The sequence below is a fragment of the Pseudomonas sp. V88_4 genome (assembly GCF_029967985.1).
Classification (GTDB): Bacteria; Pseudomonadota; Gammaproteobacteria; order Pseudomonadales; family Pseudomonadaceae; genus Aquipseudomonas; species Aquipseudomonas glycinae.
In genome coordinates this window covers 68,117-90,279 of the sequence record NZ_JASCAF010000002.1, presented here as the reverse complement: position 1 = coordinate 90,279, position 22,163 = coordinate 68,117, and the positions used below count along the sequence as shown (strand labels likewise).

General features: G+C 60.5%; 22 protein-coding genes and 1 pseudogene. 16 read left to right on the top strand and 7 right to left on the bottom strand.

Annotation, left to right across the window (positions count from 1 at the left end; translation table 11 throughout):
• Positions 1-5 precede the first annotated feature (5 nt).
• The 7 genes and pseudogenes from QLG12_RS03035 to QLG12_RS03005 all read left to right on the top strand — a co-directional run bounded on the left by QLG12_RS03035 (position 6) and on the right by QLG12_RS03005 (position 4,619).
• On the top strand, positions 6-1,043 hold the full coding sequence (locus QLG12_RS03035; RefSeq protein ID WP_282473868.1) for an alpha/beta fold hydrolase: 1,038 nt from the start codon (positions 6-8) through the stop codon (positions 1,041-1,043).
• A gap of 66 nt (positions 1,044-1,109) precedes the next feature.
• Positions 1,110-1,433, top strand: coding sequence for a gamma-glutamylcyclotransferase (locus QLG12_RS03030; protein ID WP_197868320.1), 324 nt, complete (start codon positions 1,110-1,112; stop codon positions 1,431-1,433).
• The gene (locus QLG12_RS03025) at positions 1,414-1,860 is read left to right on the top strand and encodes a hypothetical protein (protein ID WP_282473867.1); all 447 of its coding nucleotides are present in this window, start codon (positions 1,414-1,416) and stop codon (positions 1,858-1,860) included. The genes QLG12_RS03030 and QLG12_RS03025 overlap by 20 nt, the downstream gene beginning before the upstream one ends.
• 7 nt (positions 1,861-1,867) lie before the next feature.
• Entirely contained in the window at positions 1,868-2,560 is a 693-nt protein-coding gene (locus tag QLG12_RS03020; protein ID WP_282473866.1) for a phytanoyl-CoA dioxygenase family protein, read from the top strand.
• A gap of 57 nt (positions 2,561-2,617) precedes the next feature.
• Positions 2,618-3,535 carry a helix-turn-helix domain-containing GNAT family N-acetyltransferase gene (locus QLG12_RS03015; RefSeq protein WP_282473865.1) on the top strand — a complete coding sequence of 306 codons (918 nt, stop codon included), beginning with the start codon at positions 2,618-2,620 and terminating at the stop codon, positions 3,533-3,535.
• A gap of 16 nt (positions 3,536-3,551) precedes the next feature.
• Positions 3,552-3,918: pseudogene (locus QLG12_RS03010) on the top strand (aromatic alcohol reductase); the annotation flags it as partial.
• Between the two features lie 176 nt (positions 3,919-4,094).
• Positions 4,095-4,619, top strand: a complete 525-nt coding sequence (locus QLG12_RS03005) for a hypothetical protein (protein ID WP_064381903.1) — start codon at positions 4,095-4,097, stop codon at positions 4,617-4,619.
• 90 nt (positions 4,620-4,709) lie between these two features.
• Here QLG12_RS03005 and QLG12_RS03000 read toward each other — a convergent pair whose 3' ends face one another.
• On the bottom strand, positions 4,710-5,186 hold the full coding sequence (locus QLG12_RS03000) for a hemerythrin domain-containing protein (protein ID WP_064381904.1): 477 nt from the start codon (positions 5,184-5,186) through the stop codon (positions 4,710-4,712).
• 968 nt (positions 5,187-6,154) lie between these two features.
• On the opposite strand from QLG12_RS03000, the gene QLG12_RS02995 reads away from it, so the two are divergent.
• The 6 genes from QLG12_RS02995 to arsH all read left to right on the top strand — a co-directional run bounded on the left by QLG12_RS02995 (position 6,155) and on the right by arsH (position 10,254).
• Positions 6,155-6,622 carry a metallophosphoesterase family protein gene (locus tag QLG12_RS02995; protein WP_197868323.1) on the top strand — a complete coding sequence of 156 codons (468 nt, stop codon included), beginning with the start codon at positions 6,155-6,157 and terminating at the stop codon, positions 6,620-6,622.
• Between the two features lie 43 nt (positions 6,623-6,665).
• Positions 6,666-7,286 carry a LysE family translocator gene (locus tag QLG12_RS02990; protein ID WP_197868324.1) on the top strand — a complete coding sequence of 207 codons (621 nt, stop codon included), beginning with the start codon at positions 6,666-6,668 and terminating at the stop codon, positions 7,284-7,286.
• Positions 7,287-7,403: 117 nt separating this feature from the next.
• Positions 7,404-7,751, top strand: a complete 348-nt coding sequence (locus QLG12_RS02985) for a metalloregulator ArsR/SmtB family transcription factor (protein WP_282473864.1) — start codon at positions 7,404-7,406, stop codon at positions 7,749-7,751.
• Between the two features lie 22 nt (positions 7,752-7,773).
• A complete protein-coding gene (locus QLG12_RS02980) occupies positions 7,774-9,057 on the top strand; it encodes an arsenic transporter (protein WP_282473863.1) in 1,284 nt (427 codons plus the stop codon).
• A gap of 25 nt (positions 9,058-9,082) precedes the next feature.
• A complete protein-coding gene (locus tag QLG12_RS02975) occupies positions 9,083-9,553 on the top strand; it encodes an arsenate reductase ArsC (RefSeq protein ID WP_011333821.1) in 471 nt (156 codons plus the stop codon).
• Positions 9,554-9,564: 11 nt separating this feature from the next.
• Positions 9,565-10,254 (top strand): arsenical resistance protein ArsH, encoded by a 690-nt coding sequence (gene arsH / locus QLG12_RS02970; protein ID WP_282473862.1) that lies wholly within the window; start codon positions 9,565-9,567, stop codon positions 10,252-10,254.
• 63 nt (positions 10,255-10,317) lie between these two features.
• Here the strand turns inward: arsH and QLG12_RS02965 are convergent, their stop codons facing one another.
• The 4 genes from QLG12_RS02965 to QLG12_RS02950 all read right to left on the bottom strand — a co-directional run bounded on the left by QLG12_RS02965 (position 10,318) and on the right by QLG12_RS02950 (position 16,426).
• Complete coding sequence (locus tag QLG12_RS02965; protein ID WP_197868325.1) at positions 10,318-13,488, bottom strand: efflux RND transporter permease subunit; 3,171 nt, start codon at positions 13,486-13,488, stop codon at positions 10,318-10,320.
• Complete coding sequence (locus tag QLG12_RS02960) at positions 13,485-14,732, bottom strand: efflux RND transporter periplasmic adaptor subunit (protein ID WP_197868326.1); 1,248 nt, start codon at positions 14,730-14,732, stop codon at positions 13,485-13,487. Before QLG12_RS02960 ends, QLG12_RS02965 begins: the two co-directional genes overlap by 4 nt.
• Entirely contained in the window at positions 14,729-15,985 is a 1,257-nt protein-coding gene (locus QLG12_RS02955) for a TolC family protein (RefSeq protein ID WP_197868327.1), read from the bottom strand. The genes QLG12_RS02960 and QLG12_RS02955 overlap by 4 nt, the downstream gene beginning before the upstream one ends.
• Before the next feature lie 99 nt (positions 15,986-16,084).
• Positions 16,085-16,426, bottom strand: a complete 342-nt coding sequence (locus QLG12_RS02950; RefSeq protein WP_085703749.1) for a hypothetical protein — start codon at positions 16,424-16,426, stop codon at positions 16,085-16,087.
• Between the two features lie 158 nt (positions 16,427-16,584).
• Between QLG12_RS02950 and QLG12_RS02945 the strand changes: the two genes are divergently transcribed.
• Complete coding sequence (locus tag QLG12_RS02945) at positions 16,585-18,969, top strand: DUF3772 domain-containing protein (RefSeq protein WP_282473861.1); 2,385 nt, start codon at positions 16,585-16,587, stop codon at positions 18,967-18,969.
• Positions 18,970-19,011: 42 nt separating this feature from the next.
• Here QLG12_RS02945 and QLG12_RS02940 read toward each other — a convergent pair whose 3' ends face one another.
• Together QLG12_RS02940 and QLG12_RS02935 are read right to left on the bottom strand one after the other, a co-directional pair.
• Positions 19,012-19,176 (bottom strand): DUF2986 domain-containing protein, encoded by a 165-nt coding sequence (locus QLG12_RS02940; protein WP_011333814.1) that lies wholly within the window; start codon positions 19,174-19,176, stop codon positions 19,012-19,014.
• A 72-nt stretch (positions 19,177-19,248) separates the two neighbouring features.
• A complete protein-coding gene (locus QLG12_RS02935) occupies positions 19,249-20,130 on the bottom strand; it encodes a LysR family transcriptional regulator (protein ID WP_282473860.1) in 882 nt (293 codons plus the stop codon).
• Positions 20,131-20,231: 101 nt separating this feature from the next.
• Between QLG12_RS02935 and QLG12_RS02930 the strand changes: the two genes are divergently transcribed.
• Together QLG12_RS02930 and QLG12_RS02925 are read left to right on the top strand one after the other, a co-directional pair.
• Positions 20,232-21,296, top strand: coding sequence for an alkene reductase (locus QLG12_RS02930; RefSeq protein ID WP_282473859.1), 1,065 nt, complete (start codon positions 20,232-20,234; stop codon positions 21,294-21,296).
• 11 nt (positions 21,297-21,307) lie between these two features.
• Positions 21,308-22,144 carry a pirin-like C-terminal cupin domain-containing protein gene (locus tag QLG12_RS02925; RefSeq protein ID WP_282473858.1) on the top strand — a complete coding sequence of 279 codons (837 nt, stop codon included), beginning with the start codon at positions 21,308-21,310 and terminating at the stop codon, positions 22,142-22,144.
• Positions 22,145-22,163: the final 19 nt, after the last annotated feature.

Below are 22,163 nucleotides of genomic sequence, written 5' to 3'. Positions count from 1 at the left end.
AAACAATGAAAAACGCTTTCGGCCTGTTGTTTCTGATCTGCCTTTCAGCCGGCGCACACGCTGACGAAAACCCCATCGGTTTCCGCTCCGCCACGCTGGCGGACGCGCACAACGAGCGCCCGCTGGACATGGTCGTCTGGTATCCCGCCAAGACCACCGCTCCCGCGCAATTGATTGCCGACGACGCGGTGTTCGTCGGGACTACGGCGGTGCGCGAGGCGCCGCCAACAGCCGGCGATCATCCATTGCTGGTGCTCTCTCACGGTTACCGTGGCAACTGGAGCAATCAGGCATGGCTGGCCAGTGCGTTGGCCCGTCAGGGTTACATCGTCGCGGCGGTCAATCACCCGGGCACCACGACTCATGACCGCAGTCAGAAAGCCGCTGCACAGTTGTGGCAACGGCCTGTCGACATCAGCCGCATCATCGATGCGGTTACGGCTCAACCGGGGCAATTTGGCGCGGTCTCGAAGGAGCGAATTGCAGTCGCCGGCCATTCGCTTGGCGGCTGGACCGCTCTGGAAATTGCCGGCACACGCTTCGATCCCGAGCGCTTTGCCAAGGACTGCGCAGCCCATCAAAAACTTGCCAGTTGCTCGGTCTACAAGATGATCAACGTCGCCGACACGTCGGAATCGAAGAACCGGATCAGCGCAGACTTGAGCGACAAACGCGTCAGCGCCATCGTGTCACTGGATTTGGGCCTGTCACGCGGGATGACCGACGCCAGCCTCGCAGCACTGTCGGTGCCAACACTGGTGATCGGCGCGGGTGTGCCGTCCGAAGACCTTCCCGCCCAACTGGAATCGGCGAATCTCGCCACGCGGCTGCCTTCGGCCACCTCGCAGTATGTCGAGATCAGTGATGCCAGCCATTTCAGCTTTATGTCGTTGTGCAAGCCCGGCGCCGTGGCGCTGCTGGAAGAAGATTCGCCAGGCGACGGCATCATTTGCGCTGACGGCGGCGCGCGTTCCCGTGAGGTAATCCAGCAACAGGTGGTGGCGTTGATCGACGGGTTTCTGAGCCGGTCGACGCAGAACTGATCGCGGTGTTGCCTGCACATCGTTGATACGTCAGGATCCCTCCCTTTTTGACTGGCAGGAGCAATCGTGGAACGTCTCTTCGTTTATGGAACCCTGGGCCCTGGCCGACCGAATGAACATGTGATGCTGAACATCGGCGGCACGTGGCAGGCCGCTTCGCTGAAGGGTCGTTTGTCGCAGGCCGGATGGGGCGCGGCAATGGGCTTTCCCGGGCTGGTGATTGCCGAGGATGGCGATGTCATCGAAGGCTACGTGTTCGCCTCCGAGAATTTCCACCTGCACTGGGCGGCGCTGGATGAGTTTGAAGGAGCTGAGTATCAGCGCGTGTTGACCAAGGTCACGCTGGATGACGGGACGGCAATGGATGCTTATGTCTACGCGCTCAGGTAGTCGGCGTTCGCCCTTTCCTCGGCGGCTGAAGATCGTCCTTGCCGGGCTATTATTTTGTGTCGGGCTTTGGAGTGTTTCCGAGTGGTGGGAGAAGGCGTTGGCGAAGCCTGCCTATGCAGCTCATATCAGCCCCGATGGCTGCTTTAGGGTGCAAACTTTCAGACCTTTCTGGTTATTACCCAACTTCCTTCACCCGCAGGCGCCTCCAGACGCCCCCTTCGAAACTCAATGGTTCGTCCGCTGGGAATCTCCCGCGTTTTTCCGTTTGTACGACAATCGCGATGATCAGCTACTTGGCGAAAGCGAGATCTACGATCTGGTGAGTTACGGAGACCGATTGTCTTGGGGTTACGGCAGCGATACCGAGGTTCGCGTTGGCTTGATCACGATCGGCAATACTCGCCCTGATTGTAAAAAGGGAGACTGATGAAGCCATGACGAGCCGCGAACTACTCCATAGCAAAGGCTACACACTGCTCTTTGGAGCGGTTCCAAACACGTGGCTGCCCGCCCTTCGCCTCGCTTTCGATACCGGTATCAAACCCTCAAACGAATGGCCCGTGCCCCGCGGCAGCGACTGGCGCCATTCACAACTGGACACTGACCCGACCGTTCAGGCCGTGTGCCGATTGCCACCCTTGCTGGCGGTGGTGGGCGCATTGATCGGCGAACGCTTCTTCCTCTCTCAGGTCGAGGGCCGTGAACCGCTCATCAATGGCGGCCACCAACAACTGCACCGCGACTTGTCGGCGCAACGCCCCGGCGACACCGTCAACGCGCTGGTGTACCTCGACGATTACGGCCCGGAAAACGGTGCAACCCGCATTGTTCCCGGCAGCCATCGCCCTGCTCTGAGCGAGCCCCCATTCGATTTCACTGACGAGTCCCGATCCGTGCAACTGACGGGCAGCGCGGGCGACATCCTGATCTTCGATGCCGACCTGATCCACGCCGGCAGCTTGAACTCCAGCGGTGCAGCCCGACGAACCCTGTTGATTACCTGGTTTTCCGAATCGCTCTACTCAACGCATCTGGAAACGGTGAGCCTCAGAAACATAAAAATGGACACGACCGAGCGGTTCGATCCGGGGGACTTTGCGTTCGGGATCGTGGAATCATTCATTTGACTTGATTGCCTTAGGCAACTATATAGTTGCCTAAGGCAAATACATGAGCATACCGCAATGTCCACAATCACCGACCGCGCCGACATCGTTCGGCAATTCAACCGTTTCTACACCCATCAGATCGGCGTGCTGCAGGAGCATCTGCTGCAAAGCGACTACTCGCTGACCGAGCTGCGCATCCTCTACGAACTCGCGTCCCGGGGCGATCTGACCAGCACCGATTTGCGCCAGATGCTGGGCCTCGACGCAGGCTACATGAGTCGCCTCATCAGCGGTTTCGACAAAAAGGGCCTGATCCAGAAAGTCCCCTCCGCCACCGACGCCCGCGCCAGTCAGTTGCACATTACCGACCTGGGCCGCGAGATCCTCGCCCCGCTGGAACAGGCCTCGCGACAAGAGGTCATCACCCTGCTCGAACGCCTGTCCGAACCGCAGCAACTGCAACTGATCGCCTCGATGAAGCAAATACAGACGCTGCTCGAGGGCGGCCAGCCGACGACCTATCTGCTGCGCGATCCGCAACCCGGCGACATGGGCCTGGTGGTGCATCAGCAGACCGCGATCTACAGCCGCGAATACGGCTGGAATTCAGAGTTCGAAGCGCTGGTGGCAGAGGTTGTCGCCAAATATCTGCGCGAATTCGACTCCACGGGCGAGCGCTGCTGGATTGCGGAGAAGGACGGCAAGGTGGTGGGTTCGGTGTTCGTCATTCGCCACGACGAAACCACCGCGAAACTGCGCATGCTCTACGTGGATGCCAGCGCGCGGGGCCTGGGGATCGGCAATCGACTGGTCGAGGAATGCCTGCGTTTTGCCCGGGATGTCGGCTACAAAAAGATGATTCTGTGGACCACCAGCAATCTGGTGGATGCCCGCCGGTTGTATCAACGGGCGGGGTTTGAACTGGTCGAGGAAGAGCCGATTTTCAGCTTCGGCAAGGAACTGGTGAGTCAGACCTGGGCGATTGCGTTGTAAGGTTTATGCTCGCGGTGTGAACGCCTTGGGCGGTCTCGACAACAGCGTGACGCTCACGACACCGCAAGACATCGGCAGGTTGACCGCCGAAATCGTCTTCTTCGAACCTCGCTTTCGCAATCAGATCGTCTACCTGTCCGGCGACACCGTGACGTACGGGCAAGTAGGTGCTTGAGCGTCCGTTCAAACGCAATGTCTGGACTGTTGAGCACCTGATCCAGGAACTCGAAAAAGATCCCACCCACCACATCAAAAAGTATCGCGCCGTGTTTGCACAAGGCAGAGGCGTGGCCTGGCCGAAAGCTGGCACGTTCAACGAGCAGCAATCCATTCAGGTCACCAGCGCAGAACAGTGGGTTCGAGAAAACCTCGCAGGCAACTGAAATCACTTCGCGCTCAACGGTTCTGCAGGACTGATGAGCGCACCTCATAATGCCTCGCCGATATACCCGTCCAGTCCTCTCCCTTGCGCTCGCTTACTGTTCATCGCACAAGGTGAACCTTTCGCTGACCGACGTCTCCGAATGTTCTCCGGATTCGAATATCAGGACGTTTCTTCGTGCCAAGAATACTGACGAGTCATACCAGCGACAGCGAACTCACAGAACATAACGCCAAGATGTTTGGCTCGCCGAAAGAACGACTGGATTTCTATCGTCGGGAAATCCAGTACGAGACCAGCATCCTGGCCAATCGTACGGACGCCTATCTCGCCGCCCAGTCATTCCTGGTCATTGCTTTCGCCTCCAGCATGGGCAATCTCAATCCCGAGTGGGGCAAAATGTTCACTCTCGTCGTGCCTCCCTTTCTCGCGCTATTGGGCGTGTTGAGTTCACTCAACGCGTGGCCGGGCATCCGCGCCGCTTACGACATCATCGACCACTGGTACTACAAACAGAGTGAACTGTTACGCAGCGAGCCCGTGATGGGTATGGCTTATGACGAATCCCCTCTGTTCTGTGAGCGCGAGTCAACGCACAAAGGCTATCGCAAGGCACTGCTGTTTTCGGTGCGCACGCCGTGGATTTTCGCGTCATTCTGGGTGCTGCTCGGCTTTTGGGGCGTGTTCATCCAGGTGGCCTGATCACAACGGCCTCCCCTCACGCAGGGGCTGAAATCGAGAAGCCCGGCATTAAGCCGGGCTTGTGATTACGCAGCAGATCCGTCTATTTGTTCAGGCTGCCATATTCGCCCCGCCGAGGCTTTTCTTGAGTGAAGCCTTCATCACTTCCATTTCCTTGCCCAACTCCTCGAGCTTTGCCTTGCCCAGCAGCTTTCTGGCCTGAGGAAACATCTCGGTTTCCTCTTCCTCAATGTGGTGTTCCAAAAGCTCTTTGACGACTTTTACGCGGCCCGCGAACTCAGGCTTGGAAGGATCGGTAGATTTCAGATCAGGCAGTACCAAAGAATCGACCGTGCGGTGTTCTTCTTTTGCCTCGTAGTACATCTCATCCTGCTCTTTACCGCCTGCTTCCTTGAAAGCGGGATACAGAATCTGCTCTTCAAGCTGAGTATGAATGGTGATTTCCAGCTCCAGCTTGTCCAACAAATCCGCGCGTTTTTTTAATGCCCGATCGGTCGATTCGCTGAGTTGGTTCAGGATGCCTTTTACTTTTTCGTGGTCAGTTTTCAAAAGGTCGATGGCGTTCATTTGAGGCCTCTATCACGGATTATTTTTTTGCCGAAGGTGGTCGGCAACTCTCACGGTATTCCAGACAGACCTCGCATATTGTGTGCCAGCGCCCCCCTTAAAAAGGTCTTAGAAAAATCAAAGAGTTGTGCAGAGTGATGGCCAAATATAGGCATGCACTCTGTATGAGTGTGGGTTGAGGTTCTTGCAAATAGCGGAAGTGAGCCTACTCAGTGGTTGCCATTTGCTCTCTGCGGCGAACGGATTGTACGCAACAACAGAGGGATGACCGTTGGCCGAAGCTGCCCTGCGGAATGGCAGCTATCGGCTGAATCAACAGCCAAAAGCAGTCGGTGGACAGACTACCGGCAAATAGATTGTGTCCTGCTACCCTCTTTATCGTAGTCGGGCTTGCCGTTACCCTATCGCGTCATCCCTCGATAGATCTCGCGCTTACCACGACATGACATGTCAACTAATGAGAGAGTGTCAGGATAGCGCCATGAAAGTTCGATGCTCTAGCTGCGGTTATATCGCAGACAAGCTTCCGCCGAGCCTTAGGTGTCCTAAATGCGACGACTTTTCCCACGACTGGCTGATTTATGATTGGGAAAGCTTTGCTTCAACGAAGCGTCGACATATTAGATACAACTTATTAATTATTGGCATGACTCTAACCAATTTACTTGTGGCGATCACCTTGAAATCAACAGACGTGTTTCAATGGTTGTTCACGTTATTGTTTATCCCAGCCATTATCAGTTTGTTTTATTGTCGAAAACAGCTTGATAGTGAATCGGATTATGAGGGGCATAGAGGCAGGGCTTTAACTTTCTGGCTTTTCGGTTTCGGGGGTATCTAAAGCGGCTGACAAATCGAATCAGTCCCTTTTTTGAGAGCTGCATCGGGTCGTTCTCTTCCGTCTCGCGACGGGCAGAAGACGGCCAAACCAGCCACTCCCACCCGATCCACCAACTGAGAGCCCCCCCATGAAAGCCGCCCTGATCTCCGACACCCACAACCTCCTCCGCCCCGAAGCCCTCGCCGCGCTCCAGGGCTGTGACCAGATCATCCACGCCGGCGACATCGGCAACCCGGACATCCTCGCCCAACTGGCCAAAATCGCCCCGGTCCACGCCGTGCGCGGCAACAACGACGTCAACAGCCCGTGGGCCGAAAACCTCCCCGACCTCCTGACCTTCACCCTCAACGGCTGGCCAGCACTCCTCGTCCACGACATCGCCGACGTCCCCGCCGATCTCGATCCGGGCATCAAGCTCATCATCACCGGCCACTCCCACAAACCCCGCATCGAATGGCGCGGTGACCGTCTCTACGTGAACCCCGGCAGCGCCGGCCCTCGGCGTTTCAAGTTGCCGGTCACGCTGGCGATCCTCGAGATACAACCCGACCGCATCGAACCGCGCCTGATTTCCCTGCTGGATCCCCCTGCCTGAAACCGCTACCGTCCCCCCATCCAGAACCGGGAACCCACGCGCCATGTCTATCGCCGACAACCTCCTCGCCTTCACCCTCGCCGCCACGCTGTTGACCCTGACGCCCGGTCTCGACACCGCGCTGGTGCTGCGCACGGCCACCGTCGAGGGCAAGCAGCAGGCATTGCGCGCGGCGTTGGGGATCAACGCCGGTTGTCTGTTGTGGGGCGCGGCGGTGGCGTTTGGGTTGGGGGCGTTGATTGCGGTGTCGGAGCTGGCCTACAACCTGTTGAAGTATTGCGGCGCGGCGTATCTGGCGTGGCTGGGGTTGAACATGCTGCTGCGCCCTCGCCGCTCGCTGGCACCGGCCGAGGCCGACGGCAAGCCGGGGGCGAACTGGTTTTTCAAGGGCATGCTGGGGAATGTGCTGAATCCGAAGATCGGGATTTTCTACGTGTCGTTTCTGCCGCAGTTCATTCCGCAAGGCCAGCCGCTGGTGCCGTGGACATTCGGGCTGGTGAGCATTCATGTAGTGCTCGGCCTGATCTGGTCGCTGGTGTTGATTGGCGCGACGCAGCCGCTGTCCGGGTTCCTGCGGCGCGAGAAAGTGATTCGCTGGATGGATCGCACCACCGGGGTGATTTTCGTGTTGTTTGCTGCGCGGTTGGCGTTCAGCAAGCGTTGAAGCGCCTGCGCTAAACAAACCTTCGGTCGAGACCTGCCACTTCACCAAAATCAAGGCTTGCCCGAAACATATGGATATCCGTATATTCGGACAACCATATGCACTCAAGGCATCGTCATGCTCAACCCCGCCTCCGTTTTTAAATGCCTCGCCGACGAAACCCGCGCCCGAGCCACGCTGCTGATCACCCGTGAGGGTGAGTTGTGTGTCTGCGAACTGGTCTGCGCGCTGGACGACAGTCAGCCGAAAATCTCCCGCCATCTCGCGCAGCTGCGCACCTGCGGTCTGCTGCTGGATCGTCGTCAGGGCCAGTGGGTTTATTACCGGCTCAACCCTGATTTGCCCGGATGGATTCGCACGCTGCTCGAAACCACGCTCGCCGCCAACACCGCCTGGCTGGAAGAAAACAGCGCGCGGCTGGCTGCCATGGGCGATCGCCCGCTCAACACCTCCGCTTGCTGCTAAGCCTCAGGCTTTCGGGATTCCCATGTTTTTCGCTTTTGCCATTTTTCTGTTCACGATCGTGCTGGTCATCTGGCAGCCGAAGGGGCTGGGTGTCGGCTGGAGTGCGACGCTCGGTGCGGTGCTGGCGCTGCTGAGCGGGGTTGTCACCCTGGGCGATATTCCCACGGTGTGGGGCATTGTCTGGAACGCGACCGCGACGTTCATTGCCGTCATTATCATTAGCCTGTTGCTCGACGAAGCCGGTTTTTTCCAGTGGGCCGCGTTGCACGTCGCCCGTTGGGCAAAGGGCGATGGCCGGCGTCTGTTCGCCTTTACGGTGTTGTTGGGCGCGGCCGTTTCTGCGCTGTTTGCCAACGATGGCGCGGCGCTGATCCTGACGCCGATTGTGATTTCGATACTGCTCGCCCTGCGCTTCTCGGCGGCTTCCACTTTGGCGTTCGTCATGGCGGCCGGTTTCATCGCCGATACCGCGAGCCTGCCGCTGGTGGTGTCCAACCTGGTCAACATCGTTTCCGCCGATTATTTCGGCCTTGGCTTCAGCGAATATGCCTCGGTGATGGTGCCGGTCAACGCGGTTGCCGTGGCCTCCACTCTGGGGGTGCTGTACTGGTTCTTCCGGCGTGACATACCCACACATTACTCACTGGATGACTTGCAGGATCCGCGACTGGCCATCCGAGACGGGCTGACTTTCCGGGTCGGCTGGATCGTGTTGGGGCTGCTCCTGATCGGTCTGTTCGCCCTGGAACCGCTGGGCATTCCCATCAGTGCGATTGCCGCAGTCTGCGCGGCGCTGCTGTTCGCGGTGGCGGCGCGGGGTCATGTGATTTCGACCCGGCGCGTGCTGCGCGAAGCCCCTTGGCAGATCGTGATTTTCTCGCTCGGCATGTACCTGGTGGTGTACGGGCTGAAGAACGCCGGGCTGACGGATTATCTGGCGACGGCACTGAATTATCTGGCCGGTACCGGGCTTTGGGGCGCGGCGCTGGGTACGGGATTTCTGACCGCCCTGCTGTCGTCCGCGATGAACAACATGCCGACGGTGTTGGTGGGCGCGTTGTCGATCCAGGCCAGTGATGCCGTCGGCGTGATACGCGAGGCGATGATCTACGCCAATGTCATCGGCTCGGACCTGGGCCCGAAAATCACCCCCATCGGCAGTCTGGCAACGCTGCTCTGGCTGCACGTGCTGGAGCGCAAAGGGATCCGCATCACCTGGGGTTATTACTTCATGACCGGCGTGGTGCTGACCCTGCCGATTCTGTTCATCACCTTGTCTGCCCTGGCCCTGCGCCTGAGCGTTTAACGCCTGTCTGGAAAGAGGAATCATCATGCGCGTTCTATTCATGTGCACCGCCAACAGCTGCCGCAGCATTCTCTCGGAGGCGATGTTCAATCACTTGGCGCCGGCCGGTTTCGAAGCAGTCAGTGCCGGCAGTTTCCCCAAGGGCCAGGTGCTGCCGCGCAGCCTGACCACGTTGCAGGCGGCCGGTATTTCCATCGCCGGGTTGAGCAGCAAGGGCAACGAGGCCTTCGAAGACAACCCGCCGGACATCGTCATCACCGTGTGCGACAAGGCCGCCGGTGAAGCTTGCCCGGTGTATTTCGGCCCGGCCCTGAAAGCCCATTGGGGGCTGGAAGATCCGTCGGATGTGGTCGGCGATGAACGCACCATTGATGCCGCCTTCCGCGCCACCCTCGCCCAAATCGAAACCCGCTGCCGGGCCTTCCTCGCCCTGCCCTTCGCCGAACTTGACCGTGATGCCCTCAAGCGCGAGCTCGACCGCATCAGCACGCTGTAACCGGAGCTAACATGACCAACTTGCCCAACCTTGATCCTTCACTGGTTCAAACAACCACGCGTGACGAAGGCGCCCACAAGCCGCGCATCCTGTTGCTGTACGGCTCGACCCGCCCGCGCTCCTTCAGCCGCTTGCTCGTCGAAGAAGCCGCCCGCCTGCTGGAGCACTTCGGTGCCGAGACGAGAATCTTCAATCCCTCAGGCCTGCCGCTGCCGGACGATGCGCCGGGCGATCACCCGAAAGTCCAGGAACTGCTCGAACTGATGCAATGGTCGGAAGGCCAGGTCTGGTGCTCGCCCGAACGCCACGGCGCGATGTCGGCGGTATTCAAGGCGCAGATCGACTGGGTGCCGCTGGCCCTCGGCGCGGTGCGTCCGACCCAGGGCAAAACCCTGGCGGTGATGCAGGTCTGCGGCGGCTCGCAGTCGTTCAACGTGGTCAATCAACTGCGCGTGCTGGGCCGCTGGATGCGCATGTTCACCATCCCCAATCAGTCATCGGTGCCCAAGGCTTATCTGGAATTCGACGAAGGCAACCGCATGAAACCCTCGGCGCTGTACGACCGGGTGGTGGACGTGATGGAAGAGTTGGTGAAATTCACGCTGTTGCTGCGTGATCGCCCGGATCTGGTGGATCGCTATTCCGAGCGCAAGGAGTCGGCGGAGGAATTGATGCAGCGGGTCAATCAGCGGTCGATCTGATGACCAGACCTCACAATAAAAAACCGGTGCGAACGTTCGCACCGGTTTTTTTTCGTCGCCGGGTTACGGCTGGATGGAAGCATCGTCGCTTTGAGGTGACTTGTTTTCAGCGGGCAACCGTCGACGGCGCATCAGGCGATACGCCGCCGGTATGACAAACAGGGACAACAGCGGCGCCGTGACCATGCCGCCGACCATGGGCGCGGCGATGCGGCTCATGACTTCGCTGCCGGTGCCGCTGCCCAGCAGAATCGGCAACAGGCCGGCGATGATCACGGCCACGGTCATCGCCTTGGGGCGCACGCGTTGCACAGCGCCTTCGCGAATCGCCGCGACCAGTCCACGTTCAGAGTGGTCGCCGAGGCCTTCGCGCTCGGCCCAGGCGTTTTTCAGGTAGAGCAGCATGATCACGCCGAACTCGGCCGAAACCCCAGCCAGTGCAATAAAGCCAACCCCGGTCGCGACCGACAAGTTGTAGCCCAGCAAATACAGGAACCACGCACCGCCGCTCAATGCGAACGGCAACGTGGCCATGATCAGTAGCGCCTCATCGAAGCGAGCAAACGTCAGGTAGAGCAGCACGAAGATGATCAGCAGCGTGGCAGGCACTACCAGTTTCAGCCGCGCATTGGCCCGTTCCAGAAACTCGAACTGCCCCGAATAGCTCAGGCTCATACCGGGCTGCAATTTCACCTGTTCATTGACGGCGCGACGCAGATCGGCCACCACCGAAGCGATGTCCCGCCCGCGCACGTCGATGTACACCCAACCGGACGGCCGGGCATTCTCGCTCTTGAGCATCGGTGGGCCGTCCGTGACCTTGATCTTCGCCAGCATGCCGAGGGTGATCTGGCTGCCGGAAGGCGTGTAGATCGGCAATTGCTCCAGGGCGCCGGGCGAATCACGCCACTCTCGTGGATAACGGATGTTGATCGGAAACCGCGCCAGCCCTTCGATGGTTTCCCCGATGTTTTCCCCGCCAATGGCACCGGAGACGATGGATTGCACATCGCTGATGTTCAGCCCGTAGCGGCCGGCGGCGTTGCGGTCGATATCCACGTCGATGTAGCGGCCACCGGTCAGGCGCTCGGCCAGTGCCGAACTGACGCCGGGCACACCTTTGGCCACCCGCTCGACGGCCTGGGTCGCGGCGTCGATCTGGGCCAGATCGTTGCCGGCGACTTTCACGCCGATGGGACTTTTGATCCCGGTGGCGAGCATGTCGATGCGATTGCGGATAGGTGGAATCCAGATGTTGGTCAGGCCCGGCACTCGCACCACGCGATCCAGTTCTTCCACGAGTTTTTCCGGGGTCATGCCCGGACGCCATTGATCGTGGGGCTTGAATTGGATAGTGGTCTCGAACATCTCCAGCGGTGCCGGGTCGGTAGCGGTTTCCGCACGACCAGCCTTGCCGAATACATGCTCGACCTCGGGCACTGACTTGATCAGCCGATCGGTCTGCTGCAACAGTTGCGCGGCTTTTTGCGCCGACAAACCCGGCAAGGCCGAAGGCATGTACAGCAGATCGCCCTCGTCCAGCGGCGGGAGGAATTCGCCACCGAGCCGCGAAATCGGCCAGGCAGCGCTGACAAACACCAACAGCGCCACCAGCAAAGTGAATTTCGGCCGGCGCAACACCGCATCCAGCGCCGGTTGATAAATCCGGATCAACCAGCGGTTGAGCGGATTGTGGCGCTCATCCGGAATCCGCCCGCGAATCCAGTAGCCCATCAGCACCGGCACCAGCGTCACCGACAATCCCGCAGCTGCTGCCATGGCGTAGGTCTTGGTGAACGCCAGCGGACCGAACAGCCGCCCTTCCTGGGCCTGCAAGGTAAACACCGGAATGAACGACAGCGTGATGATCAGCAAACAGAAAAACAGCGCCGGCCCCACCTCCGCTGCCGCGTCGGTCATCACCTGCCAATGGCGCTCGCCCTTGAGCGCCTGCCCCGGATGGGCTGCGTGCCACGCTTCGATTTTCTTGTGGGCGTTCTCGATCATCACCACCGCCGCATCGACCATCGCACCAATGGCGATGGCGATCCCGCCCAACGACATGATGTTGGCGTTCAAGCCCTGATAACGCATCACGATGAAGGCGATCAGCACGCCCACCGGCAACGAAATGATCGCCACCAGCGAAGAGCGCAAATGCCAGAGGAAGATCCCGCACACCAGCGCGACGACGATGAACTCTTCGAGCAGTTTGTGGCTGAGATTTTCCACGGCGCGATCGATCAGTTTGCTGCGATCGTAGGTGGTGACGATCTCGACGCCGGACGGCAGGCTGCTTTTCATGTCATCGAGTTTGGCCTTGACCGCCGCGATGGTCTCGCGGGCGTTCTTGCCGCTGCGCAGGATTACCACGCCGCCGACGGTTTCGCCCTGGCCGTCCAGCTCGGTGATGCCCCGACGCATGTCCGGCCCGGTCTGAACCGTTGCGACATCGCCGAGAGTTACCGGCACCCCGCCAGCACCGAGCTTTAACGGGGTAGCCCGAAAATCATCAAGCGTCTTCAGGTAGCCGGAAGCGCGCACGATGAATTCGGTTTCGGCCATTTCCAGCACCGCGCCACCGGTTTCCTGATTGGCCTTGCCGATGGCTTCGCGCACCTGCGCCAGAGTGATACCCAAACTGGCCAGCCGCACCGGATCGGGCTGCACCTGATACTGCTTGACCATGCCGCCAACGGTAGCGACCTCGGCGACGTCGGGCAGGGTCTTGAGCTCGAACTTGAGGAACCAGTCCTGTAACGCCCGAAGCTGCGCCAGATCATGCCCGCCGCTACGATCCACCAGCGCGTACTGATAGATCCAGCCGACGCCGGTCGCATCCGGACCCAATCCCGGTTTGACGCCGGCAGGCAGGCGACTCTGGATCTGGCTCAGGTACTCCAGCACTCGCGAGCGCGCCCAGTATTGATCGGTGCCGTCTTCGAACAGCACGTAAACGAAGCTGTCACCGAAGAACGAATAACCGCGTACGGTTTTCGCCCCCGGCACCGATAGCATGGTGGTGGTCAGCGGATAGGTCACCTGATTCTCGACAATCTGCGGCGCCTGTCCGGGGTACGGCGTGCGGATGATCACCTGCACATCGGACAGATCCGGCAGCGCATCGATCGGTGTGTTCTGCACCGACCACACGCCCCAACCCGTGACGAACAGCGTCGCCAGCAGCACCAGAAAACGATTGGCGACGGACCAGCGAATCAGCGCGGCGATCATGGCTGGCTCCCCGAAACGTTCCCGCCCGATTCAAGCGGCTCGGCGACGATGCCCTTGAGACTGGCCTCCGAATCGAGCAGGAACTGGCCGGACGTCACGACGCTCTGCCCTTCTGCCAGGCCCTCGAGGATCACCGTTCTGCCGTCGCTTTCCTGACCGAGGCGCACCTCCACCGGGCGATAGTGCCCCGCGTCTTCGACGAGCATGACCAATGCCCGCTTGCCGGTGCGAATAACTGCCTCGCTGGGCACCGACAAACTGTCTTGCCCGGTCGATCGGTTCAACCGCACTTGCGCCGTCATCCCCGGCCGCAATCGGCCGTCGGCATTGGTCAGCTCAACCCTGACGCGCAGGGTTCGGCTGTCCGGGTTGGTGTCCGGCAGAATCGCGCTGACCATTCCGTTGAATACTCTGCCGGGAAAGGCCGGCAGGCGTGCTTCGACGGCCTGCCCCACGGCAACCGAACCGGTCTGCGATTCCGGCACCGCCACAGCGAGCCAGACACTGTTCAGCCCGTTGACCCGCGCCAGGGTTTCACCGCTCGCCACGGTCATGCCCGCCCGCACGTCGAGTGCTTGCAGCACACCGCCCAAAGGGCTGGTGACCGTCAGTTCGGACTGCACCTTGCCGCTGCGCTCCACTTGAGCAATCAAGCTTGCTGGCATCCCGGTCAGCCGCAAGCGCTGGCGCGCCGCCGCGATGAGGTCGGCATCGCCGCTACGCCTGAGCGCCAGAAACTCGCTCTGGGCCGCCGTCCATTCCGGCACGAGAATGTCTGCCAACGCCGTGCCAGCCGTGAGCACGTCCCCCGGCGCACGGGCGTAAACCCGCTCGACAAACCCATTGGTGCGCGCCTGGATCACCGCGACATCGCGCTCGTTGAACCCCAGCACACCGCTCACATCGAGGCTTGAGGTGAAGGCGCCGCGACTGACCGGCGCCACACGCAGACCGAGGTTCTGACTCAGCCCCGGATCAATGCTGACGGTCGCACTGCCCTCCTCGCCGCTGGCGTATCGGGGCACCAGTTGCATGTCCATGAAGGGTGACTTGCCCGGTTTGTCGAACTTCTGCTGCGGGTACATCGGGTCATACCAGTACAAGGCCTTGGGCTCAGTGCTCGGCGCAGGGGCTGAAGCCGCTACTCCGTTCATTCGCTGATAGGCCAATCCGTAACCGCCACCCACGCCCACCGCCAGCGCGAGGCCGGCCAGCCACACGCCGTTCCATTGTTTACGGTTCACAGGCTGGTCTCCCCATAAGCGAAATGCAGACGCGCAGCGGTCAGCGCGCGTTGTTCTTCCATGTCGATCTGTTTGAGGCGGGCCTCGATGAGTTCGCGGCGGGCGTTGACCACCGCGTTCAAATCGCCCTGGCCGGCGCGATAACTGGCCAGGCTCAGATCGACTTTCTCTCTGGCCAGCGGCACCAGGCTTTCTTCGGTGCGGCGTACGGCCCGATCGAGACGCTGGTAATCGGCCAACTGGTTTTCCAGTTGTTCGGTGTGCTCGCGGGACAGGGCCTCGCGCTCGGCTTGCAGTTGGCTGACCTCGGCCTGTCTGGCGGCGATTTTAGGGTTCTGCCGCGTCTCGGGAAACAGCGGCAGATCCCAGGAAAACTGCACGCTGACCATGTCGCCAAACTCGCGCCCCCGGTGCTGGTAATCCACCTCCCAGCTCCAGTCGGACTTTTTCTCGGACACCGCCTCTTGCACCCTGGCCTGGGCTTCGCGGGTCATGGGCGCGAAAGCAGCGAGTTCGGGATGGTGTTGCAGTTGATGATTGAAGGTCGAGGCATCGACCGACCACACGGGCAAACCGCCTTCGGGCTTGTCGTTGGCGGCGCTGCCGATCCAGCGTTTGAGCGCGGCTCGGGCCAGGGTACGCTCGAGGGTCAGGTTGTCCTGCTGCTCGGCGAGTCGGGCCGCTTCCTGCTTCGGCGTCACCGCGTCGGCAGGTTGCGCGCGGCCACCGGCGATCTGCGCCCGGACGGTCTCACTCAGCAGGCGATTTTCCTTGAAGAGATCCCGGAACAGCGCTTCCTTACGCTCGACCGAATAGCCGCTGATCCACGCCAGCGCTGTCGCCTGACGCACCTTCAAACGCTCGACCCTGCGCTCGGCCGCCGCGCGCTCAATAGCGGCGTCGGCAACTTCGATGCGCGCCTTGCGTTTGTCTGCGTTGGGCATCTCCTGCCGGTAACCGACCATCTGCATGGTCATGAAGTCCTGATCGACGCTCCAGCGATCCGGGCCGCCCACGGGGTAGTTCTGCAAACCGAGCAACAGCTTGGGATCGGGCAACTCGCCCGCCGGAATGGCCGCGCTGCTGGCGGCCTGGATTTTCTGATCTTGTGCGGTCAGCGACGGCGCATTGTTTTCGGCCAGCCGCAGCGCTTGATCGAGTGTCAGCGCGGCGGCGAAACCCGGCCACGCGAGCACGCTTGCCGCAAGGCCGGCCACCAGAGGCCAACCCGTGCAATTGCACTTGAATGTCATGTTTACGATTCCTGTGATCGTCCACTGCGCGCGACGAAAAACACGCGCACAGCCAAATCACTCCGCCTGGGCGGAATGAGCTTCAAGGGGAGACAGGAATCAGGTGCGGGGCGGTCGCCAGACCCCGGACGGGGCCGCTAGCGGCAGGGAATCACTGAAGAACGAATGCGTGACAGGGCTGAATACGGTAACGGGCGGCTTGAGGATCGCGACTTGCAGCAGGCCGCCGGTCTTGCACTCCTGGCCGGGTTTGCAGGGGGAGCCATGGTCGGCAGGACTCTTCATGTCCTTGCAGCAATCCATGTTCATGCCGTCCATCATCGCCATGCCCATGGTTTGCATCGGGCACGGTTCTGTCGGTGCCTGCACCCCCGCCATCCCGCTGAGGGGAAGCGCCAGGCTGATCAGGAAAACGAGACAAAACCGCAGATAGCGTTTCATGGCCGGGAGTCTAGTCGTGAAAACGGGCGCCTACAATCGGCTGCCCGGCGATCTCACCGGACACGCATTAAGCCAGGATTAGCAGCAGAAAATGATGCAGCAGGCGCCCGATCACCTAACCTCAATGCTTGTGTGATCAACCGGAATCGTCCAGTCCCATGCGTAATGCATTGAAGTCATTGATGTTCATCGCTTTGATCCTGCTCGGCTCCGGGTTTGTGGCGGTGTCGGCCGCCGACCTGTCCGGCACAGCGGATGTCAGCACCGGCGCCCCGCTCCCCGGCGTCACTCAAAGCGATCTGCAAGCCCTGCAACTGCGCCTCGACGGCCTCAAGCAGCAGATCTCGTCCGCCAACAATTACAACCAGCTCGAAGGCCCGCAGGATCGGGTGCAGACGTTCATTCTGGACATTGATCGGCTGTCGGCGTCGCTGTTGCCGCAGCAGGCGCAACTGGCCGTGCAACTGGGCGTGCTCGGTGCCGCGCCGGCCGAAGCGGTCGCTGCCGAACAAGCCGATATCGCGGCGCAGCGGGCGACGTTGATCGAGCAAAAAACCAAAGTCGATACGGCGCTGAAGAACCTCGCCAGCCTCAAGCAAAACGCCACGGAGCTGATCACCCAGATCGCCGGTATCCGCCGCACGTTGCTCGAAAGCGAACTGACGCTCAGCACCGACAGCATTCTGAATCCCGGTTTCTGGACACCCCTTGTCAATCCTTCTCCTGATGACCGCCAGCGTCTGCGCTTTTTCGTCGAACAGGTGCAACAGACCGGTGCCGAAGCCTGGCAACCCGGCCAGCGTTTTTACACCGCCCTGCTGGTGGTGCTGGCCTTCGTCGTCTGGACGCTGGGCCGTCGGCTGGCCGGCCGCTGGCTGGCGTGGGTATGCATTCACCGCATGCCGGAGGGTCGACTGCGCCGCAGTTCGCTGGCATTCGCTTCGGCCCTGGCGACTCTCGCGACCACCGCCATCGCCTTGGAATTGCTCTATTACGCCTGCACCCGTCACGTGCCGCTGCCGCCGATGCTGGCGACGTTTTCCGATGAGTTCGGGAAAGTGGTTTATGCCTGCGTGCTGATCACAGGGCTCAGCCGCGCCCTGCTGTCCACCGAGCACCCGTCGTGGCGCTTGCCGGCGGTGGCTGACGAGGTGGCAAACGCGCTGCAGCCCTTTGCGCGGATTCTGGCCGCCACGCTGCTGGTGCTGGTGACGGCGGTGCAAGTCAGCAATGCCTCCGGCATGAGCAGCCAGATCGTGATCGCAGGCCGGGGCATCATTGCGCTGGTGGTGCTGGGCATCGTCACAACATTGCTGATGCGCGTTGGCAAGGTCCGCAAAGTACTGGCGTTGGCCGGCGATACCCAAGTGGCGGGCAACACCTTCGCCGGGGTGATTTACACCGTGGCCACCCTGGCGATGGTGCTGTCATTCGGCGCCCTGCTGACGGGATATGTGTCGCTCGCGCGGTTCATCACCTACGAACTGGTATGGGCGTTTATCGTGTTTTCAGGGTTTTACCTGCTGATGCAGTTGCTCAGGGACAGTTGCGAATACTTCTTCTCGCCCCGCCACTCCAGCGGCAAGGCCCTGAAACAGCTGCTCGGCGTGGGTGATCGGCGTCTCGAACAAGCCTCGACCCTGCTGGCCGGTTTCGGTCGGGCCGCGCTGCTGCTGTTGGCCGTCATCACGCTGTTTGTCGGCGGGATCGGCACCACCCTGGGCCAACTGGCCAACAACATCGGCACGATCCTCGGCGGCGCCGGCCTGCGCAAACTGAACATCGTCCCCGGCCATTTGCTCAACGCGATGCTGGCGCTGCTGATCGGCATCTACCTGATCCGCGCCCTGCGCCGCTGGCTCGACAACGAGTTCCTGCCCAAGACCGACATGGACCCGGGCATGTGCGCCTCACTCAGCACGCTGTTTTCCAACATCGGTTATGCGGTGGTGATCCTGCTGACCCTGTCGTCGCTGGGCGTGCAATGGACCAACCTGGCGTGGATCGTCAGCGCCCTGTCGGTGGGCATCGGCTTCGGCTTGCAGGAGATCGTGAAGAACTTCGTCTCCGGCCTGATCCTGCTCACCGAACGGCCGGTCAAGGTCGGCGACCTGATCAGCATCAGCGGCGTCGAGGGCGACATCCGCCGGATCAACGTGCGCGCCACCGAGATCCAGCTCAGCGATCGCTCGATCGTGATCGTGCCCAACTCGCAACTGATCTCGCAGAACCTGCGCAACGTCACCCTCGGCGGCAGCGCCCAGGGCGTGGCGACGCTGGAGCTGATGTTCCCGCTGGACATCGACCCCGAGCAGGTGCAAAACCTGCTGTTCGACACCTACAAGGAACACGAAACCATCCTCGAAAAACCGGCGCCGTTTGTGCGTTTCAGTAAGCTGACGCCGGACGGGATTACGTTGACGGTGACCGGGTATGTGGCCAGCCCGAGGATTGTCGGGACGACCAAGAGTGATCTGTTGTTCGAGATTCTCAAGCGGCTGGGGGCGGCGGGGATCGAGCTGGCGAAACCGCCGAGTACCTGAGGAAAAACCTGATGGGCTCTGTATCGCTGTGCGCCCGCTCGATCAGGCCTCAGGGGTGTCAGTCGACGCTGGAGCCGCTTCAGCCTCCAGCTTCAAGCGATCCGCCTTGCTGATGTACTTCGGCTTGTTGCTCTTGGGTGCCAGTTTGGCGTTGGCCTTTCTGGATTTTTCCTTGAAGAGCTGTTGCAGTTTTTTCTGACGGTTCATGGTGTTTTTTGGCCTGCTTGAAAGTTGTTGGATGATATCAGCTTCAATCCGTTACTGATCCCAGAGTACCCCTTACGCGCAATCGAGCCTGTCACGCAGAAACTCGATGAAACGTTGCGTCTTGGCCGGGAGCAGTCGCGTCTCTGTCAATGCGTAGACCGAAACCGGTGGTGCCTGCCATTGCGCCAGTACTCTGCGCAATGTTCCGCTCGCCACATCCTGGACGGCGATACCTTCCGGTAGCAGCGCGATCCCCAGATCCAGACACGCCATACGCCGGAGCATGCCCACACTGTTGAGTTCAAAACGTCCACCGACCTCCACTTGTTCGCTCCCGGTTTCACTGGTAAGTGTCCAGCGGTCAGAACCGGAGCCGCGCATTCTGAGGCATTCATGATTGATGAGTTGGGCAGGTTGCTCCGGCTCCCCGAACAGTTCGAGATACCTGGGCGATGCGTAAAAACCACGCTTCATACTCGCCAACTTACGGGCAATCAGGTTTGAGTTCGGCGGTTCGCCCATCCGAATGACGATGTCGACCGGGTCGCTGACCAGATCCACCTGCCGGGGTGTGAGATCGAGATCGAAGCTTATACCCGGATATTCACGGGCAAACTCGGCAATCAGCGGCGCCAGATAAATAGTGGCAAAGTCCACCGGCATCGAAACCCGCAGCAAACCACTGGGCCGGGCAAGCATTTCGCCCAATTGCTCATGGGCCAGTCTCGCCTCCTCCACGATCCGCTTGCAGCGCTCGAAATAAAGCTGCCCGGCCTCCGTCAACTCGATCCGGCGTGTCGTGCGGTGCAACAGACGCAAGCCGATGGCCTTCTCCAGGCCACTGATGCGCCGGGAAAGCGTTGAGTTGGGTATGCCCAGCGATTCAGCCGCCCCACGAAAGCCGCGCATTTTCACAACTTCCACAAACAGCGCCATGTCGTTCAGGTACTCCAAAAAGATTGCTCCATCAGTGGATCAGTCATTTCAATTAAGACGGATTTATCCCGAATTTGAATTGGCTGATGATAGCCCCATCACTGCTGAGGAGCACCGCGATGAACCCACTTTTTTCTGAAATCCAGGTCGGCCGCCACACCCTCTCCAACCGTATTGTCATGGCACCCATGACGCGTTCGCGCGCCGATGATGACGGTGTACCGACGGATCTGGTCGCGACCTACTACGCTCAGCGCGCCAGCGCCGGGCTGATCATTTCCGAAGGCGTGTTTCCCGTTGCACTCGGCAAGGGCTACGTCCGAACGCCGGGTATCGCAACTGCCGAACAGGTGGCGGCCTGGAAGCAAGTCACGGACGCCGTGCATGCCCGTGGCGGTCGCATCTTCATGCAACTGATGCACTGCGGACGGGTGTCCCACCCTTCATTGCTCGCCAATGGTGCTCAACCGCAAGCCCCCTCTGCGATCAAAGCAGCGGGACAGACCTACACCGCCAACGGCTTGCAGGATTTCGTCGTCCCGCACGCCTTGACCATCGTCGAAATCGCCGCCGTCGTCGAAGGCTATCGCCAGGCTGCACGCCGCGCGATCGAGGCGGGTTTCGATGGTGTAGAGCTGCATGCGGCATCCGGTTATCTGCCGGAGCAATTCTTGTCCACTGGCAGTAACCAGCGAGATGACGAATATGGCGGCCCGGTTGAAAACCGCGTCCGCTTCGTGCTGGAAGTACTCGCCGCCATGGTGGATGAGATTGGCGGTGACCGCGTCGGCATCAAGATTTCGCCCGAAATGAACTTCAACGACATCGTCGATGCCAACCCGCAGGAAACCTACATGCACCTGGTCGAACAACTGCGCGCTTTCAATCTCGCTTACCTGCATGTCGCGCTGTTCGGCGCCACGTTCGACTACCACGCAGCGCTGCGACCTCTCTTTACCGGGCGCTACCTGATCGGCAGCGGTCTCGACAAAGACACCGCCGAATCCCTGATTTCCAGTGGCAAGGCCGATGCGGTGGTGTTTGGCAGTGCGTTTATCGCTAACCCTGACTTGCCCGAGCGTTTGCGCAGTGGTGCCGAGCTGAACACTGCGGACAAAAACACCTTTTACGCCCCGGGCCCAGAAGGCTACATCGACTATCCGACCCTGTCCGCAAAGGCTTGAGGAACGCAGCCATGCTTACCACCGCACGTTTGCAACGCATGAACCACGGCAGCCGATTCAGGGCGTTCACCCTGCGAGGCGATCGGCATGCGAAACCGATCGACCCGTTTTTGGGCGTCGATCACGCCTGGATCAGCGGACCGACGTTTCCGGCCCACCCTCATGCAGGGTTCTCGGCAGTGTCTTACCTGTTTATGGATTCGCAAACCGGTATCGATAACCTGGACTCACTGGGCAATCGCAACCTGATCCAGCCCGGAGGTCTGCACTGGACGGCGGCGGGCAATGGCGTCGTGCACGAAGAAGTTCCGGCCGAGCCCGGCAAGACCGTTCACATGCTGCAAATTTTCATCAATCTGCCGGAAGACAAACAGTCGCAAGCACCGTTTGCCTTCAGCGTTGAATCTCAGGAGGTGCCGGTCGTTCATTCGCCGGGCGTGAAGGTTCGAGTGCCTCTGGGCAGCTTCCGCAACGTTGTGTCTCCTCTATCGCTGCCAACCGACGTGCGACTGCTGGACATATCCCTGGAGGCTGGGCGCGAACTGAGTATCTCGATTCCCGAAGGTCATGTGGCGTTCGTCATGCCTATAGACGGCGAAGTGTCTGTCGACGGCCACCCCTTCGATCTGTCCGATCCGAAAGTACCGGTCAATCTCCCGCAAGGGGCGGATCGTAGAGTCACCTTGAGTGCGCCGACCGGCAACGCCAAGGCCGTCGTTTTCTCAGGCACGCCCTTGAACCAGCCGGTGCATTGGCAGGGCCCGATGGCGCTCGCTTCTTCAGAAGCCCTGACCGCCGCCGTGGCCCGCTATCAACGGGGTGATTTTGGAAATCTGAATCTTCGCTGACTCCACCACCGGGGGCATT